This is a genomic window from Methanobrevibacter sp. UBA188 (assembly GCF_905234905.1).
In the GTDB taxonomy this organism is placed as follows: Archaea; Methanobacteriota; Methanobacteria; order Methanobacteriales; family Methanobacteriaceae; genus Methanocatella.
This window is the reverse complement of record NZ_CAJOJM010000019.1, coordinates 16,128-30,282: the sequence shown is the minus strand read 5'-3', so window position 1 is coordinate 30,282 and position 14,155 is coordinate 16,128. Positions and strand designations below refer to the sequence as shown.

Sequence of the window (14,155 nt, the reverse complement as noted above, 5' to 3'; positions counted from 1 at the left end):
AAAGGTACATTCAGTAAAATCCGGAACCAAAACACTAAAGGATGCCGTAAATGATGCATTTAGAGATTGGATTGCACGTGTTCATGATACAAATTATGTGATTGGTTCTACCATGGGGCCACATCCATTTCCAATGATTGTAAGAGATTTTCAGGCTGTAATTAGTGCCGAAGCTCGTGAACAATTTCTTCAAAAAGAAGGAAGACTGCCAAATGCTGTTATTGCATGTGTAGGTGGTGGAAGTAATGCGATGGGGGCATTCTATAATTTTATTGATGACGAGGATGTAAGATTAATCGGATGTGAAGCGGGTGGAAAAGGAATTGACACTCCTTATAATGCAGCGGCTTTAACAAAGGGTAAAATCGGCATCTTTCATGGAATGAAATCCATTTTTAATCAGGGAGAATATGGTCAAATTGCACCTGTATATTCAGTTTCAGCAGGTCTTGACTATCCTGGAGTAGGTCCTGAACATGCCTATTTAAGAGACTGTGGCAGAGCAGAATATGTTCCGATTACTGATGAAGAAGCTGTTAATGCATTTGAATATCTATCAAGAATGGAGGGAATTATTCCAGCTATTGAAAGTGCACATGCAGTTGCTTATGCTATGGAAGTTGCTCCTCAAATGGATAAGGAAGATATTATAATGATTTGTCTATCTGGAAGGGGAGATAAGGATGTACGATCAATTGCAGAGTATAGGGGAGTTGATTTAAATGAGTAAAATTGCCAATGCATTCAAAAATGGAAAAGCATTTATCGGATTTTTGACTGCCGGAGACCCAAGCATAGAAAAAACTGTTGAATTCATATTGGCTATGGAGGAAGCAGGATGTGATTTGATAGAGATAGGTATTCCATTTTCAGATCCTATGGCGGAGGGTGTTGTAATTCAGGATGCCAATGTGCGTGCATTAAAACACAATACGACAACCGATGATGTTTTTGATATAGTAAAAGCGGTTCGTGCTAAAAGCGATGTTCCCCTTGTATTTCTGACTTATATTAATCCCGTTTTCTTTTACGGTTATGAAAAATTCTTTAAGAAATGTAATGAGTTAGGTGTTGACGGCATTATCTCTCCTGATTTACCTTATGAGGAAAAAGGAGAAATTGTCGATATTGCCCGCAAAAATGATGTCGATGTTATCTCATTAATTGCTCCAACTTCCAAAGAAAGAATTCAAAAGATTGCCAGTGATGCAAGTGGTTTTATTTATGTGGTTTCATCATTGGGAGTAACAGGAATGAGATCTGAAATAAAAACAGATTTAAAATCAATTTTAAAAGATATCCGTGATGTAACAGACTTGCCTTTAGCTGTTGGATTTGGCATCAATACTCCCGAACAGGCTAGAAATATCGGTGAAATTGCTGATGGGGTTATTGTTGGCAGTGCTATTGTAAAAATAATTGAGGAACATGGTGAAGATGCAACATCCGTATTGAAAGAGTATGTTTCAAGCATGAAAAAGGCTTGTAATTAAAAATTTCAAATAATGAAAACACTTATTAAATAATAAATATAAAAATATATTCATAATATATAATTTTAACTAAGAGGATTATTTATGTTTAAAGCAGAATTAAGTGATTCTAATATATTAAAAACCAGTTTTGATGCTATTTCATCAATTGTTGATGAAGTACAAATTCAAACTGATAGTGAAGGCATGAGATTAGATGCCTTAGACCGTAGTCACATAACTTTCGTACATTTAGAGTTAAAATCTAGCTTATTTGATGAATATGTTTGTGATGTTCCTGAAAAAATCAACATAGATACTGATGAGTTCATGAGAGTACTTAAACGTGCTAAATCTCAGGATAGGGTTTTAATGTCTGTTGATGATAATAATTTCATCATTACTTTTGAAGGGGACGCTACTAGGACTTTCAAAATTAGATTAATAGATATAGAATATGATAACCCAGTCCCACCAACTATTGAACACCCAACTAACTTCAAAGTTCGTTTCTCTATCTTAAAAGACAGTATTAATGATATTGATATATTTTCAGACAAGATTATACTTGAAGTTGATGAAGATTACTTTATCGCATCTGCTGACGGTGAATTCGGTGATGCAAGCATCAAATATCTTCACGGTGAAAATATTCAAGAACATGCAAAAGCTTTATTCTCATTGGATAAGATTAGAGAAATGCTTAAAGCAGATAAATTTTCAGAGGAAGCTGAAATTAGTTTAGGTACTGACATGCCATTAAGTTTAACTCTTAATATGGTTACTGGTGACGGTAAACTTAGTTTCTTGCTTGCTCCTAGATTAGAAACAGATGAATAATTTCATTTGTTTAACTTTTTTTTATTTTAAAAATTTTTTTTAGAGATGGTATTAAGTGGATCAATTTTACAAAACCTTGCGCAGTATTCAGAAAAAAGAGAGGAATAACGGTACTCTTTCTCGTGTAGATGAAACTTTTTACAATGATATGCATGTGTATATGGATATGTTAAAGCAAGAAGCAATTAATGATCCCTTTTCCAAGGCACCTGCAATGCTTAAAGAAGCTCAAATAATTGCTACGGATATTTGTCAGAGAAGAGAAACAAAAATTACAAATTCCGCAGTTTTGAATATTCACAGGTCATATCATCTATTCACTGGCACTCCCCAGTTTGATTTGATTGATACTACTCCTTTAAATTTAACTCCTGAAGAGGAAAAATTTTATTTTTCATTAGTCGACACTTTAAAAAATCATAGGCAAAACATTTCATTGGAAAAATTGGCTGAAGACGAAGAAGAGATTATTGATAAAAAAATAATCAAACCAAAAGAAACTCAATCCAATACATTGATTTCTCCAGAGTCTGTTGAAAAAAAGGAAGATGATGAGGTATTGAATAGGTTAGATGAAATTTCTAAAGCCAAACCTATTGTTGGCGAGAAAAGGGAACCTATTGAAAAGCAAATCATCAATTCCCAAAATGCAATTTCAAAAAAAGAAGCTGTTAACATGCCTAAAGCGACTAAACCTCAAAATAATGATATTGAAGAAAATCCCAATGCTTTAGATGAAAATGAAGAATTTTATGATTTTGAGGCCAAAAAAATTGCTAAGGAAACAGAACTTGTTACAATGTTGGTTTTTGATGAAATTGGTGCTATTGTGGGTGTTGATGAAAAAGTTTATGGTCCTTTCATGCCTCAGGATTTGGTAACCTTACCTTTGATAAATGCCAAAATATTTTTTAAAAATCGCAAGGGTAGACAAGTTAAAATTTAGCAGTTTGGGATTAACTTTAAATAACTTGATAAATATATATAATGAATGTATCTATTTGTGATATTAAAAAATTATATTTTTTTATAATTTGGATTTTTGCTGTCTGTAGACTTGATGCGTTACAATGCAGTTTTAATCTCTAACGTTTTCTAATAAAATTTGAGTTTAGATAAATTCATGGATAGGTTTACAATGACTTATTAATACGGTGAAAAAATGAAAATACCAAAAGAAAAAAGAACATACTGTCCTCACTGTAAAAAACACACTATGCATGAGGTACACACTGCTAAAAAAAGAAAAGCTAGTGAATTAACTTGGGGACAAAGACAATTCAGACGTGTAACTGCTGGTTACAGAGGTTATCCAAGGCCTTTACCTGCTGGAAACAAACCTGTTAAAAAATTAGACTTAAGACTTAAATGTAAAGAATGTGGTAAATCTCACATTAAACAATCTTTCAGAACTGGAAAACCAGAATTTGTAGCAAAATAGGTGATTAACATGGTTAGTAAAGGAAGAGGAAACTTTTTAAAAGTTAAATGTTTAGATTGTGACAATGAACAAATAATCTTTGATCGTGCAGCTTCTGACGTAAAATGTATTATTTGTGGTAAAACCCTTGTCAAATCTCGTGGTGCTAAAGCTAAAATCACAGCACACATTGAAAAAGTTTTAAACTAGATTTCTAGTTTTCAACTTATTTTTTACTATTTTTTATAATTTTTATTTAATGTTGGTGAGAGTATGGTAAGAAAAAGTCAAGAATGGCCTGATGAAGGGGAACTTATTGTCGGTACTGTTTACAAAGTTCTTAATTATGGGGCTTTTGCTAAATTAGAAGAATATCAGGGCAAAGAAGCTTTTATTCATATTTCTGAAGTATCTTCTGGTTGGGTTAAAAATATCAGAGATCATGTAAGGGAAAACCAAAAAATCGTTTGTCGTGTTCTCAGAGTAAATCCTAAGAAAGGGCATGTGGATGCTTCTTTAAAAAGAATCCGTGAAGATCAAAGAACTAAAAAAATCCAACATTGGAAAATTGAACAAAAAGCTGAAAAATTTTTAGAATTATCTGCTAAATCTTTAGGTAAAACTTTAGATGAAGCTTATGATGAAGTAGGTTATGAACTTATGGACATCTTTGGGGATGTTTATGGTGCTTTTGAAACTGCTGCTGATGAAGGTGCAGAATCACTTACTGAAGAAGGAATCCCTCAAGATTGGGCTGATGCTATTACTGAAGTAGCTAAAAAGAATATCACTCCTCCTGAAGTTCATATTAGTGGTTATGTTGATATTGAAACTTTCGTGCCAAACGGTGTTGAAGTCATTATTTCCGCTCTTAAAGCCGCTGAAGATAATGGTGATGAAGAGGAAGAGATTAAGGTTCAATGCGTTGGTGCACCAAGATACAGAATAACTGTCAAATCCACTGATTATATTTTAGCTGAAAAAGCTCTCAAAGCTGCTGCTGACAGATGTATTGCAGTTGTTGAAGAATCTGAAGGAAATGGTGCTTTCTTAAGAGAGTTAGATAATTAGATTTTTATGAATATGAAAATGAATAAATGTCCCGATTGCGGAATTTATACTTTAAAAGATGCTTGCCCAAAATGTGGCGGGCAACTTAAAGTTATTTATCCTCCAAAATTTTCTGTTGAAGATAAATACGGTAAATATCGTCGTATATTAAAAAAAGAAGCAATGAAGGAGAAATAGGATATGGACGTTACAGAAATAATTACTTTAGAAGAAATAGAATTAAATAATCCTATTTTTATAGAAGCATTACCTGGTATTGGTCATGTTGGTAAGTTGGCTGCTGATCATATGATTGATGAATTGGGAGCTACAAAATTTGCTGAAATATATTCTCCAACCTTTCCACCTCAAGTTCTTGTTAAAGAGGAAGGCATTATCGGTAATATGATTAATGAATTATATTATCTTAAGGAAGTTGGTGAAGATAATTTGGATTTAATTATTCTTGTTGGTAATACTCAAGCTCTAACTCCGGAAGGTCAATATTTGATGTGTAAAGATATTTTGGATTATGTCGGAAAATTCGATATAAATAGAATTTTTACATTAGGTGGGATGGCTACTGGTCAACCTGTTGAAATTCCAAAGGTTTTAGGAGCAGCTACTCATGAAGAGGATATTGAATTATTAAAAGAAGCAGAAATTGAGATTAGATCTAATGATGGTGGCATTGTCGGAGCTTCCGGACTCTTTTTGGGTTTGGCTGTTCGTCAAGGAATTCATGGATCTTGCCTTATGGGTGAAACCCCAGGTTATTTCATTGATGCAGAATCTGCAGAAGCTATATTAAACAAACTTTCATATTTACTTAATTTTGAAATCAACGTTGATAAATTAGAAGAAAGAGCTGAAGAAACCAGACAAATGATTGCTAAAGCTCAACAAATGGAACAAGATTTAATAAATAAGGCTAATGCTGGAACTGCAGATGATTTAAGATATATTGGATAATCAATATATCATTTTTTAACTTTTTTTTAGATTATGAATGTTATTGTTGTGCCCGATGCGGCAATGATTGTTATTCCATTAATAGAAAAAAATGGACATTCTTATTTGTCTCCCTCAGACTTTTCCAAATATGACAATATGGACATTTGTGAGGGTAATTTGACTTATGACAACTTATTGCTTACATATTCTTCAAGTGAAATTCCTTCCGGAATAAGGGGGAGGCTTTTTTTGTTGTCTCGGATTTTGAATAATGCTGATGCAGCGATTATTATAGGAAAAAGGCCTAAAGATTACATTAAAATGTATGGTGCTCTAAATGATTTGATATTGTTTGGGGGAAATGCCTGCAATAATGCCCACAGTCTCACTGTCAAAATGGTTGAGGATCTGGACATTCCAACATTAAAACTAGCATATCCAACAAATCAAAATCAATTGATTGATTTAATTAACAAGACCAACTCATTTTTAAAGGACTTAAACCCTTATTCAGACTCCGTTAATGAAGATGGACTAACAGTTGATTTTGATGTAAAAAAGGACAAATATCCGATTGAAGATGTTAAAAGCATTTTAAATAAGTTAATATAATATGAATTCTAATTTTTAAATATGTTAGTAAATGCAGATTTTCATGTTCACAGCTGTTTTTCATCAGCATCATCAAAAGACATGTTAATAAAGAATATGGCTCCAAAATCTAAATTAAAGGGTCTTCAGCTTTTAGGAACTGGGGATGCGTTCCATCCAGGTTGGTTAAATATAATTGAAGAAAGCACTACTTATTCGGGAGACGGAATATATACTGCTGATGGAACGGACTTTGTTTTGACATGTGAAGTTGAAGGAAAACATAGAATCCATCATTTAATCATCATTCCAAACATTGAAATTGCAAGAGAATTATCTGAAAAGTTGGTATCAAAAAATAAGAATAGTGATGGCAGGCCCAGAACAGGATACTTGGGAGCTGAACTTTTGGAAATGGTTAGGGAATATGACTGTTTGATTGGTCCGGCACATGCATTTACTCCATGGACTGGTATGTATAAATCCTATGATAGTATTTTTGATTGTTATGAGAAAAAACCCGATTTTGTTGAATTGGGCTTGTCTGCAGACACGTTTATGGCTGACAGGATTAGAGAACTTAAAGATTTTTCATTTTTGACTAATTCCGATGCGCATTCTCCATGGCCTCATAGGTTGGGTAGGGAATTTAATGCATTAGAACTCAAAGATATTTCATTTTCTTCGATAAAAAATTCAATAAAACACAATAAGATTCAGGCAAATTATGGTCTTGTGCCAAATCTTGGAAAATATCATATGACTGCATGTACAAGATGCTTTAAAATAATAGATCCTGAAGTTGCAAAGGAAAATAAGATGAAATGTGATTGTGGTGGAAGGATAAAGAAAGGTGTTGATTTTAGAATATCAGAGATTGCTGATTATGATGAACCTAAACATCCTGATTTCAGGCCAAAGTATGTTCATTTAATGCCTCTTGCAGAGTTGATAGCAACGCTTTTGGATAAAGGGGTTACCACAAAAACTGTTCAAAATAGGTGGCAAAAGCTAATTGATGCTTTTGGAAGCGAAATTGATGTTTTAATTAATGTTTCATTAGATGAAATTAAAAAAATTGACTCTGATGTTGCAAATATTATTGAATCGTTTAGAAACAATTCAATTAATGTTGTTCCAGGTGGTGGGGGTCAATACGGTAAAATTCTCTTTGATAATAAAGTTAAAGAGAATAAAACAAAAAAATTAGTTACTTTAGATAATTTTTAAAGCGGACTTGGAGGGATTTGAACCCTCGATCTTAAGATTAGGAGTCTTACGCCCTTCCAGACTAGGCTACAAGCCCAAAATAACTAAAATAACATTTTAAAAATTTTTTTTAGAAAAAGAATAAAGAGAGCGGACCCGCCGGGATTTGAACCCGGGGTCTTCGGATTAGAAGTCCGACGCCCTATCCAGCTAGGCTACGGGCCCTCTATTACAACAATTATATAATTTATTTTTCTTATTATATATATTTATCTATTATTTTAAAAAAATAAAAAAGAAGGTTAAAATTAACCTCTTCCAGTAGCGCCTGATGAATCGCTAACACTTATAGAATCTACAGCATTTCCATCTTGGTCATATACTGTGAAATACCAGTATCCATCAGAATAGTATCCTCCTCCAGCATAGCATCCAGGTTCTGAAACTGCGCCAGCTGCAATACTTTGAGCATCTGAATAAGATAATGAAGTACCTGAACTGGAACTTGAACTACTATCTGAGGAATAATCGCTGCTACTACTACTGCTGCTGCTACTGTAATCACTATAAGAATCACTGGAGTCTGATCCAGAACTTGATCCACCATCACTATAACCTGAATCGGAACTTGAACTGCCTGCACTACCTGCAGTGCTTGCTACAGATGATGATCCATTTGTTTTGTTTATTGAGGAATTGTTTCCAAGTCCATGTCCGGTGTCTTTACCCTGCATACTGGATAAATCTGAGAAAATTGGATTGTCACTATTTGTTATTCCATATGCTGCAACTGCTGCTGCAATACATAACACAATAATTATTGAAATAATTATATTTGATTTTTCCAAAATTATCCCTCCTATAACTTATATTAAAGATAATAATATAATTAAGTTTTTTATCTTTTATATATATTTCTATCTGTTTTTTTAGGATTACTATATATAAATAATTAAACAAATAATATTAATGTTAGTTTCTAAGTTTTAAAATTGAGGTGACAAATTTGAAAGATAGAGTAGTTATATCTCCTACAACTCGTCAAGAGGGCCATGCCGAACTTGTCATGGAAGTAGACGATGAAGGGATAGTTACAAAAGGGATGTATTTAAGTATAACTCCTGTTAGGGGTTTAGAAAAAATGGTTCTTAACAAAGCTCCTGAAACCGCTCCTGTTTTATGTCAAAGAATTTGTGGAGTATGTCCAATTCCACACACTTTAGCATCTGCAGAAGCTATGGATATGGCTTTAGGTATTGAAATTCCTAAAGCAGGAAAATTGTTAAGAAAAGCTGTCGCAGCAGCACACGGTATTAACAGTGCAGCAATTCACCACTTCTTAGTTGCACCGGATGTTGTCCCTGAAGACAAATTCGTAGATGCAGTTAACAGTGTAAGTGAAGTAAGAAAAACTGTACAATATGTTGTAGACATGATTGCTGGTGAAGGTATCCACCCAGCTGATATCAGAGTTGGAGGAATGGCAAGAAACATTACACCATTCACCAAAGAAAGATTAATCGAAAGAATGACTGCTTTAAAACCAAAACTTGAAGCACACGTTGAATTCATTAAAAACTGTGTACTTGAAGCTGGTTTACCTAAAGATTTAGGTGTAGTTAACCAACCATTAATGGCAATGGATGCAACTTACGGTACCAACGATTTCGATATGGACAAATTCTCAGAAGTATTACCTGAAGCATGGTATGATGAACCAGACATTGGTAAAAAAGCATGTTCAGTAATTCCATTATGGGAAGGTACTAATGTTGAAACTGGTCCAAGAGCAAGAATGGAAAAATTCGCTGGATTTAAAGATAAAGGTGTAATTGCTCAACATGCAGCTCGTGCTGACGAAATGTTGAAAAACTATGATGCTTGTTTAGAAGCATTAGATGCAATTGATCCTGCAGCACCTGCAAACGTATCATACGATAAAAGAGGAACTGGTGAACTCGGATTTGGTGTCATAGAAGGTCCTAGAGGAACTGACGTACACATGGCTCAAGTCAAAGATGGTAAAACCCAATTCTACTCAGCAATTGTACCAACTACTTGGAACATTCCAACAATGGGTCCTGCAACTGAAGGATTCCACCATGAGTTTGGTCCACATGTAATCAGAGCTTACGATCCATGTTTATCCTGTGCAACTCATGTGATGGTAGTTGACGATGAAGACAAATCCATTCTTAAAAATGAAATGGTGAGAATCTAAGTATTTGGGAGGATTAATTAATGCCTTATGATTCGGACATAATTGTTATTGGATGCGGGAATGTATTATTTAAAGATGATGGATACGGTCCAATTGTCATTAACTTATTACAAAAGTTATTTAATGATAAAAACGACTATTATGACCCAGCTGTTACAGACTTCGTTGAAAATGAATTTGATAAGGATATTTTAAAGGAAATTGAAGAGAAAGTTGCAAACAAAACATTGCCTGATGGTGTTCAATTCGTTGACGGAGGAACTGCAGCGCCTACTAACTTTTTCCCATTATATTCTGAATATGACTGGAAAAAACTCATTGTTATAGACGTTGTGGAATTCAATGCCGAACCGGGTACAGTGGATGTCTTTGATCCAAGTGTAATGCAACAAGGGAAATATGATAATCCTCATGGAATGACTGTTGAGGATCCTCTTCGTGAAATTTCACAAAACAAATGCGAGGTTGTAATTGTTGGCTGCAAACCTGCTGAAGTACCAACTCCGGATGTGGATATGGGTTTAACAGAACCTGTAGAAAAGGCGATTCCAAAGACTATAGATATTATTTTAAATGAAATCGGGGTAAAATAATGTTTGATAAATTGAAAAAAGCTTTCGGTGGTGCTGAAGAAGCAAAAGCACCAAAAGCAGAGAAAAAAGTTGAAGCTGCTCCTGTTGAAACAAAAGCACCTGCAGAAGAACCAAAAGCTGCTTCAGCAAAACCACGTATTGGTTACATACACTTAAGTGGTTGTACTGGAGATGCAATGTCTTTAACTGAAAACTATGACATTTTATCTACAGTTTTAACTGACATGGTTGATATCGTATACGGACAAACTTTAGTAGACAAATGGGTTCACGGTACTTTCGCTGAAGAAATGCCTGAAATGGACTTATGTTTAATTGAAGGATCAGTCTGTTTACAAGATGATCACAGTGTCCAAGAACTTTTAATGGCAAGAGAAAAATCAGGTTTAATCTGTGCATTCGGTTCCTGTGCTATGACCGGTTGTTTCACAACCTTCGCACGTGGAGGTCAACAAGCACAACCTAAACACGAATCATTCGCACCAATCAGCCAATTAGTTAAAGTTGACTGTGCACTTCCTGGTTGTCCTGTAGCTCCTGAAATGATTGCAAAAGTTGTTGTAGCATTATGCAACGGAGACATGGAATACTTACAACCTGCTATTGATAAAGCTGCTTGCAACACTGGATGTGGCTGTGATGTATTAACCAATGTAATCCGTAACGGATTATGTACTGGATGTGGAACTTGCGCTCTAGCTTGTCCAACAAGAGCTATGGGCTTTTCTGAAGGTAGACCTAGCTGTGATAGAGACAGATGTATTAAATGTGGATCTTGTTATGCAATGTGTCCAAGAGCATGGTTACCTATCAAAAGAATTAAAGAGGAAACTGGACTTTAGGAGGAATGGATATGGTATTAGGTACTTATAAAGAAGCAGTATCTGCAAGATCTACTGATAGCAAAATTTTAGACGTATCCCAAGATGGAGGAATCGTTTCAGCATTACTCTGTTACGCACTCGATGAAGGAATCATTGAAGGTGCAGTCGTAGCTGGAACTCCTGATGAAGATTGGAGACCAATTCCTACTGTAGTAACCTCAGCTGATGAAGTTATTGCAGCAGCAGGAACTAAATACTCAATGTCCCCAACCTTATCTGCATTAAAAGAAGCAACACGTCAATACGGTTTAGAAAAAGTTGGTGTAGTATCAACTCCTTGTCAAACCCAAGGTTTAAGAAAAGCACAAGCTTATCCATTCACAAGATTTGTCGCTGATAAAATCAAATTAATCATCGGTATCTACTGTATGGAAAACTTCCCAATGGCTTCTCTTGACACCTTTGCAACTGCAAAATTAGGATTTGACAGCTTACAAGATGCAACTAAAATGGACATTGGTAAAGGTAAATTCTGGTTAACCAAAGATGGTGAAGACTCAGGTTTAGCTATTAAAGAAACACACGGATACGAACAAGCTGGATGTAACATCTGTATGGACTATGTTGCTGAATGGGCTGACGTATCAACCGGTTCTGTTGGATCTCCTGACGGATGGTCTACTGTTTTAACAAGAACTGGTGATGGTGAAACCGTATTTAAAGCAGCAGTTGATGCTGGTTTAATCGAAACAAAACCAATGGACGAAGTAAAACCAGGTCTTCCTTTACTTGAAAAATTAGCTAAAGGTAAAAAAGACAAAAACGGTAAAGAACGTGAAAGAAGAGCTAAAATGGGATTACCACTCCCAGTGGAATACTAATTCCACTTCTTTCTTTTTTTCTTTTTTTTTTAAAGCAAACTTTAAATATTTTAATCCTCTAATATAGTAATATTATTTTTACGGAGGAGTGTAAATTAAATTAAATAAATTTTTCATTTTATTAGTGATGTTCTCTATTTTAATTTCCGTGTCTGCCAGTTTTGCAGTGGATGAAAATGCGACTGATTTGGTAATGGACACTCAAAAAGAGGATATTGTCGAGTTTTCAAATCAAAATGAGATAGTTGAGGCAAGTAATGAATCAGCCGTTTCTGCTGATTATTCTGATAATGTAAATGACAATTCAAGTTCAATTATTCCGGGTAATGTTGTAAAGAGGTATAATGGGGCTATTGAGTATTATGCAACTTTTTTAGATAATGAAAGTAAACCTCTAAAAAATACAATCGTGTATTGTGGGGTGGATTCAGTCTTGCTTGGAGTCAATGCAACAACTGACTCTAACGGTGTTGCCTTATTTTTGTTCCCTGCAAAAAAGGGTGCTCACACATTATATCTTGTGAATGTTGTAGCTCCGGATGTTACTTCTGATAAAATTAATGTATTTGATGTATTGACCGGAAACAAGGACTATAATCTTTATTTTAACAGTGGGAAATATTATACTGTTAAAGTATATGGAAATGATGGAAAACCTGTTGGGGCAAATAAAAAGGTTACATTTACTGTAAACTTAAAAAAACATGTTGTTAAAACTGATAAAAACGGCAATGCAAAATTGAAAATCAATTTTCAGCCGGGCTCTTATCTGGTCACTGCCCAATACGGATATTATATTGTGGCCAATAAGATTATTGTTAAGCCTACTTTAATTCCTTTAACTCAATTTGGTGCCAAAAAAATATCAAAGACATTCAAATATAAGGTAAAATTGCTTAATAATAATGGAAAAGTATTTAAAAACAAAAAAGTGAAAGTAAAATTCAATAAAAAGAATTATTTTGCAAAGACAAATAAAAAAGGAATTGCAACTTTTACATTAAAAACACCTGCAAAAGCGGGCAATTATAAACTTGTTGCCTCATTCGGAAAGGCAAAGGCAACTTCCCTATTCCAAAGATATTTGATTAGGTAAAGGAGTTTTCACTCCTTTTTTTAAAATTTTAAATGGTTGTAACTGTACAGCCTTCTTTTTCGATAATTAATGTATGCTCTTTTTGACTTACAAAGCAGTCCTGTTTTTCACGTAGCGGAGCATACGGATAAATTGCCATAGCCTGAGATAATTGCTTAAGTGCAATGGCTCCTTTCCTTTCACCGAATTCATCTGTAATCCATCTTCCTGAAAATGGAACATACTGATGGTGATTTTGAATGTATTTTAATACTTTTTGTGTGCTTTTCATTCTAAATGGCTTGTTTGCCATATATGAGAAAATGTATTGTCCTGGCGCATCATTGACAAGGCCTTCTCCATTGGTTGCAAAAGGTTCAATGGCTACTGCTTGGCCTTCTTCCAAAATGTAATTGTCATTGTTGTTATAATTGGGAATGGATATTCCTGCATGCAGATTATATTGTTCAAGGCTATGTCCCATAAGATTAAATATCGGATTTAAATCATATTCAGATATTGCTTCGTGCACTGCTTCACCTATTTTTGAAATTTCAATGCCTGCTCTGGCGGTTGCAATTGCAGCTTCAAGTCCTGCAGCTGATGCTTCAATTATTTCTTCATGTAAGTTAATTTCATCTTGAGTATAATTTTCATCCATATTTCCACTGGCAAGTACTGTTACTGCTGTATCTGCTATGTATCCGTCAATCATGGCACCTAAATCCAATTTTACCATATCTCCAGCTTTGAATGCAGTCTTGTCTCCTGCTGGGGAGGTATAATGTGCGGCATATTCATTGATTGATACATTGCATGGAAAAGCAATTTCAGCTCCGGTTTTCAATATTTCACTTTCTACATATTCAACTAAGTCAATAACTAAAGTTCCATCTTTAATCATTTTTGAAGCTTCATCACGAATTTTAGAAGCCAGTTTTCCAGCCTTTATATAAGATTCTATCATAAATTTTTACCTTCTATTTAAATAATTAATTTTATATTTGATAAAGTTAATATAACTA

Annotated in this window: 18 protein-coding genes and 2 tRNA genes; 16 read left to right on the top strand and 4 right to left on the bottom strand. The window is 34.4% G+C overall.

Features of this window, described 5'->3' with window-relative positions; all coding sequences use genetic code 11:
• The 11 genes from QZ143_RS05500 to QZ143_RS05450 all read left to right on the top strand — a co-directional run.
• Positions 1-730: pyridoxal-phosphate dependent enzyme (locus QZ143_RS05500; protein WP_292881981.1), on the top strand; the 730-nt coding region annotated here is incomplete at its 5' end.
• Positions 723-1,493, top strand: coding sequence for a tryptophan synthase subunit alpha (gene trpA, locus QZ143_RS05495; RefSeq protein ID WP_292881978.1), 771 nt, complete (start codon positions 723-725; stop codon positions 1,491-1,493). The genes QZ143_RS05500 and trpA, both read left to right, overlap by 8 nt.
• 84 nt (positions 1,494-1,577) lie before the next feature.
• On the top strand, positions 1,578-2,312 hold the full coding sequence (pcn, locus tag QZ143_RS05490) for a proliferating cell nuclear antigen (pcna) (RefSeq protein WP_292881975.1): 735 nt from the start codon (positions 1,578-1,580) through the stop codon (positions 2,310-2,312).
• A gap of 55 nt (positions 2,313-2,367) precedes the next feature.
• Complete coding sequence (locus QZ143_RS05485) at positions 2,368-3,258, top strand: hypothetical protein (protein WP_292881972.1); 891 nt, start codon at positions 2,368-2,370, stop codon at positions 3,256-3,258.
• A 216-nt stretch (positions 3,259-3,474) separates the two neighbouring features.
• Positions 3,475-3,753 carry a 50S ribosomal protein L44e gene (locus QZ143_RS05480; RefSeq protein WP_069575597.1) on the top strand — a complete coding sequence of 93 codons (279 nt, stop codon included), beginning with the start codon at positions 3,475-3,477 and terminating at the stop codon, positions 3,751-3,753.
• Between the two features lie 9 nt (positions 3,754-3,762).
• Positions 3,763-3,942, top strand: a complete 180-nt coding sequence (locus QZ143_RS05475) for a 30S ribosomal protein S27e (RefSeq protein WP_042691937.1) — start codon at positions 3,763-3,765, stop codon at positions 3,940-3,942.
• A 63-nt stretch (positions 3,943-4,005) separates the two neighbouring features.
• A complete protein-coding gene (locus tag QZ143_RS05470) occupies positions 4,006-4,803 on the top strand; it encodes a translation initiation factor IF-2 subunit alpha (RefSeq protein ID WP_292606048.1) in 798 nt (265 codons plus the stop codon).
• 6 nt (positions 4,804-4,809) lie between these two features.
• Positions 4,810-4,980, top strand: coding sequence for an RNA-protein complex protein Nop10 (locus QZ143_RS05465; protein WP_292606050.1), 171 nt, complete (start codon positions 4,810-4,812; stop codon positions 4,978-4,980).
• 3 nt (positions 4,981-4,983) lie between these two features.
• The gene (locus QZ143_RS05460) at positions 4,984-5,754 is read left to right on the top strand and encodes a proteasome assembly chaperone family protein (protein WP_292881964.1); all 771 of its coding nucleotides are present in this window, start codon (positions 4,984-4,986) and stop codon (positions 5,752-5,754) included.
• 33 nt (positions 5,755-5,787) lie between these two features.
• Positions 5,788-6,348 carry a DUF2112 family protein gene (locus QZ143_RS05455; RefSeq protein WP_292881961.1) on the top strand — a complete coding sequence of 187 codons (561 nt, stop codon included), beginning with the start codon at positions 5,788-5,790 and terminating at the stop codon, positions 6,346-6,348.
• A 21-nt stretch (positions 6,349-6,369) separates the two neighbouring features.
• Positions 6,370-7,557 (top strand): TIGR00375 family protein, encoded by a 1,188-nt coding sequence (locus tag QZ143_RS05450; protein ID WP_292881958.1) that lies wholly within the window; start codon positions 6,370-6,372, stop codon positions 7,555-7,557.
• A 2-nt stretch (positions 7,558-7,559) separates the two neighbouring features.
• Here QZ143_RS05450 and QZ143_RS05445 read toward each other — a convergent pair.
• From QZ143_RS05445 to QZ143_RS05435, 3 genes are all read right to left on the bottom strand, one after another.
• Positions 7,560-7,633, bottom strand: a tRNA-Arg gene (locus tag QZ143_RS05445).
• Positions 7,634-7,687: 54 nt separating this feature from the next.
• Positions 7,688-7,761: transfer RNA gene (locus tag QZ143_RS05440), tRNA-Arg, on the bottom strand.
• Between the two features lie 83 nt (positions 7,762-7,844).
• Positions 7,845-8,384, bottom strand: coding sequence for an endoglucanase (locus QZ143_RS05435; protein ID WP_292881955.1), 540 nt, complete (start codon positions 8,382-8,384; stop codon positions 7,845-7,847).
• A 158-nt stretch (positions 8,385-8,542) separates the two neighbouring features.
• Here QZ143_RS05435 and frhA point away from each other — a divergent pair, with 158 nt between their 5' ends.
• The 5 genes from frhA (at position 8,543) to QZ143_RS05410 (ending at position 13,151) form a co-directional block, all read left to right on the top strand.
• Entirely contained in the window at positions 8,543-9,757 is a 1,215-nt protein-coding gene (frhA, locus tag QZ143_RS05430; RefSeq protein ID WP_292881952.1) for a coenzyme F420 hydrogenase subunit alpha, read from the top strand.
• 20 nt (positions 9,758-9,777) lie between these two features.
• Positions 9,778-10,350 (top strand): coenzyme F420-reducing hydrogenase, FrhD protein, encoded by a 573-nt coding sequence (frhD, locus tag QZ143_RS05425; protein WP_292881949.1) that lies wholly within the window; start codon positions 9,778-9,780, stop codon positions 10,348-10,350.
• Entirely contained in the window at positions 10,350-11,192 is an 843-nt protein-coding gene (frhG, locus tag QZ143_RS05420; protein ID WP_292881946.1) for a coenzyme F420 hydrogenase subunit gamma, read from the top strand. The genes frhD and frhG overlap by 1 nt, the downstream gene beginning before the upstream one ends.
• Before the next feature lie 11 nt (positions 11,193-11,203).
• Entirely contained in the window at positions 11,204-12,055 is an 852-nt protein-coding gene (gene frhB / locus QZ143_RS05415; RefSeq protein WP_292606066.1) for a coenzyme F420 hydrogenase subunit beta, read from the top strand.
• A 127-nt stretch (positions 12,056-12,182) separates the two neighbouring features.
• Complete coding sequence (locus tag QZ143_RS05410) at positions 12,183-13,151, top strand: hypothetical protein (protein WP_292881943.1); 969 nt, start codon at positions 12,183-12,185, stop codon at positions 13,149-13,151.
• A 28-nt stretch (positions 13,152-13,179) separates the two neighbouring features.
• On the opposite strand, the gene map is transcribed toward QZ143_RS05410, so the two are convergent.
• Positions 13,180-14,097, bottom strand: coding sequence for a type II methionyl aminopeptidase (gene map / locus QZ143_RS05405; RefSeq protein WP_292607809.1), 918 nt, complete (start codon positions 14,095-14,097; stop codon positions 13,180-13,182).
• Positions 14,098-14,155: the final 58 nt, after the last annotated feature.

Coding starts and splice junctions, on each gene's coding strand:
- trpA (WP_292881978.1), top strand. CDS start 723: ATGAGTAAAATTGCCAATGCATTCAAAAATGGAAAAGCATTTATCGGA.
- pcn (WP_292881975.1), top strand. CDS start 1,578: ATGTTTAAAGCAGAATTAAGTGATTCTAATATATTAAAAACCAGTTTT.
- QZ143_RS05480 (WP_069575597.1), top strand. CDS start 3,475: ATGAAAATACCAAAAGAAAAAAGAACATACTGTCCTCACTGTAAAAAA.
- QZ143_RS05475 (WP_042691937.1), top strand. CDS start 3,763: ATGGTTAGTAAAGGAAGAGGAAACTTTTTAAAAGTTAAATGTTTAGAT.
- QZ143_RS05470 (WP_292606048.1), top strand. CDS start 4,006: ATGGTAAGAAAAAGTCAAGAATGGCCTGATGAAGGGGAACTTATTGTC.
- QZ143_RS05465 (WP_292606050.1), top strand. CDS start 4,810: ATGAATATGAAAATGAATAAATGTCCCGATTGCGGAATTTATACTTTA.
- QZ143_RS05460 (WP_292881964.1), top strand. CDS start 4,984: ATGGACGTTACAGAAATAATTACTTTAGAAGAAATAGAATTAAATAAT.
- QZ143_RS05455 (WP_292881961.1), top strand. CDS start 5,788: ATGAATGTTATTGTTGTGCCCGATGCGGCAATGATTGTTATTCCATTA.
- QZ143_RS05450 (WP_292881958.1), top strand. CDS start 6,370: ATGTTAGTAAATGCAGATTTTCATGTTCACAGCTGTTTTTCATCAGCA.
- frhD (WP_292881949.1), top strand. CDS start 9,778: ATGCCTTATGATTCGGACATAATTGTTATTGGATGCGGGAATGTATTA.
- frhG (WP_292881946.1), top strand. CDS start 10,350: ATGTTTGATAAATTGAAAAAAGCTTTCGGTGGTGCTGAAGAAGCAAAA.
- frhB (WP_292606066.1), top strand. CDS start 11,204: ATGGTATTAGGTACTTATAAAGAAGCAGTATCTGCAAGATCTACTGAT.
- QZ143_RS05410 (WP_292881943.1), top strand. CDS start 12,183: ATGTTCTCTATTTTAATTTCCGTGTCTGCCAGTTTTGCAGTGGATGAA.
- map (WP_292607809.1), bottom strand. CDS start 14,097: ATGATAGAATCTTATATAAAGGCTGGAAAACTGGCTTCTAAAATTCGT.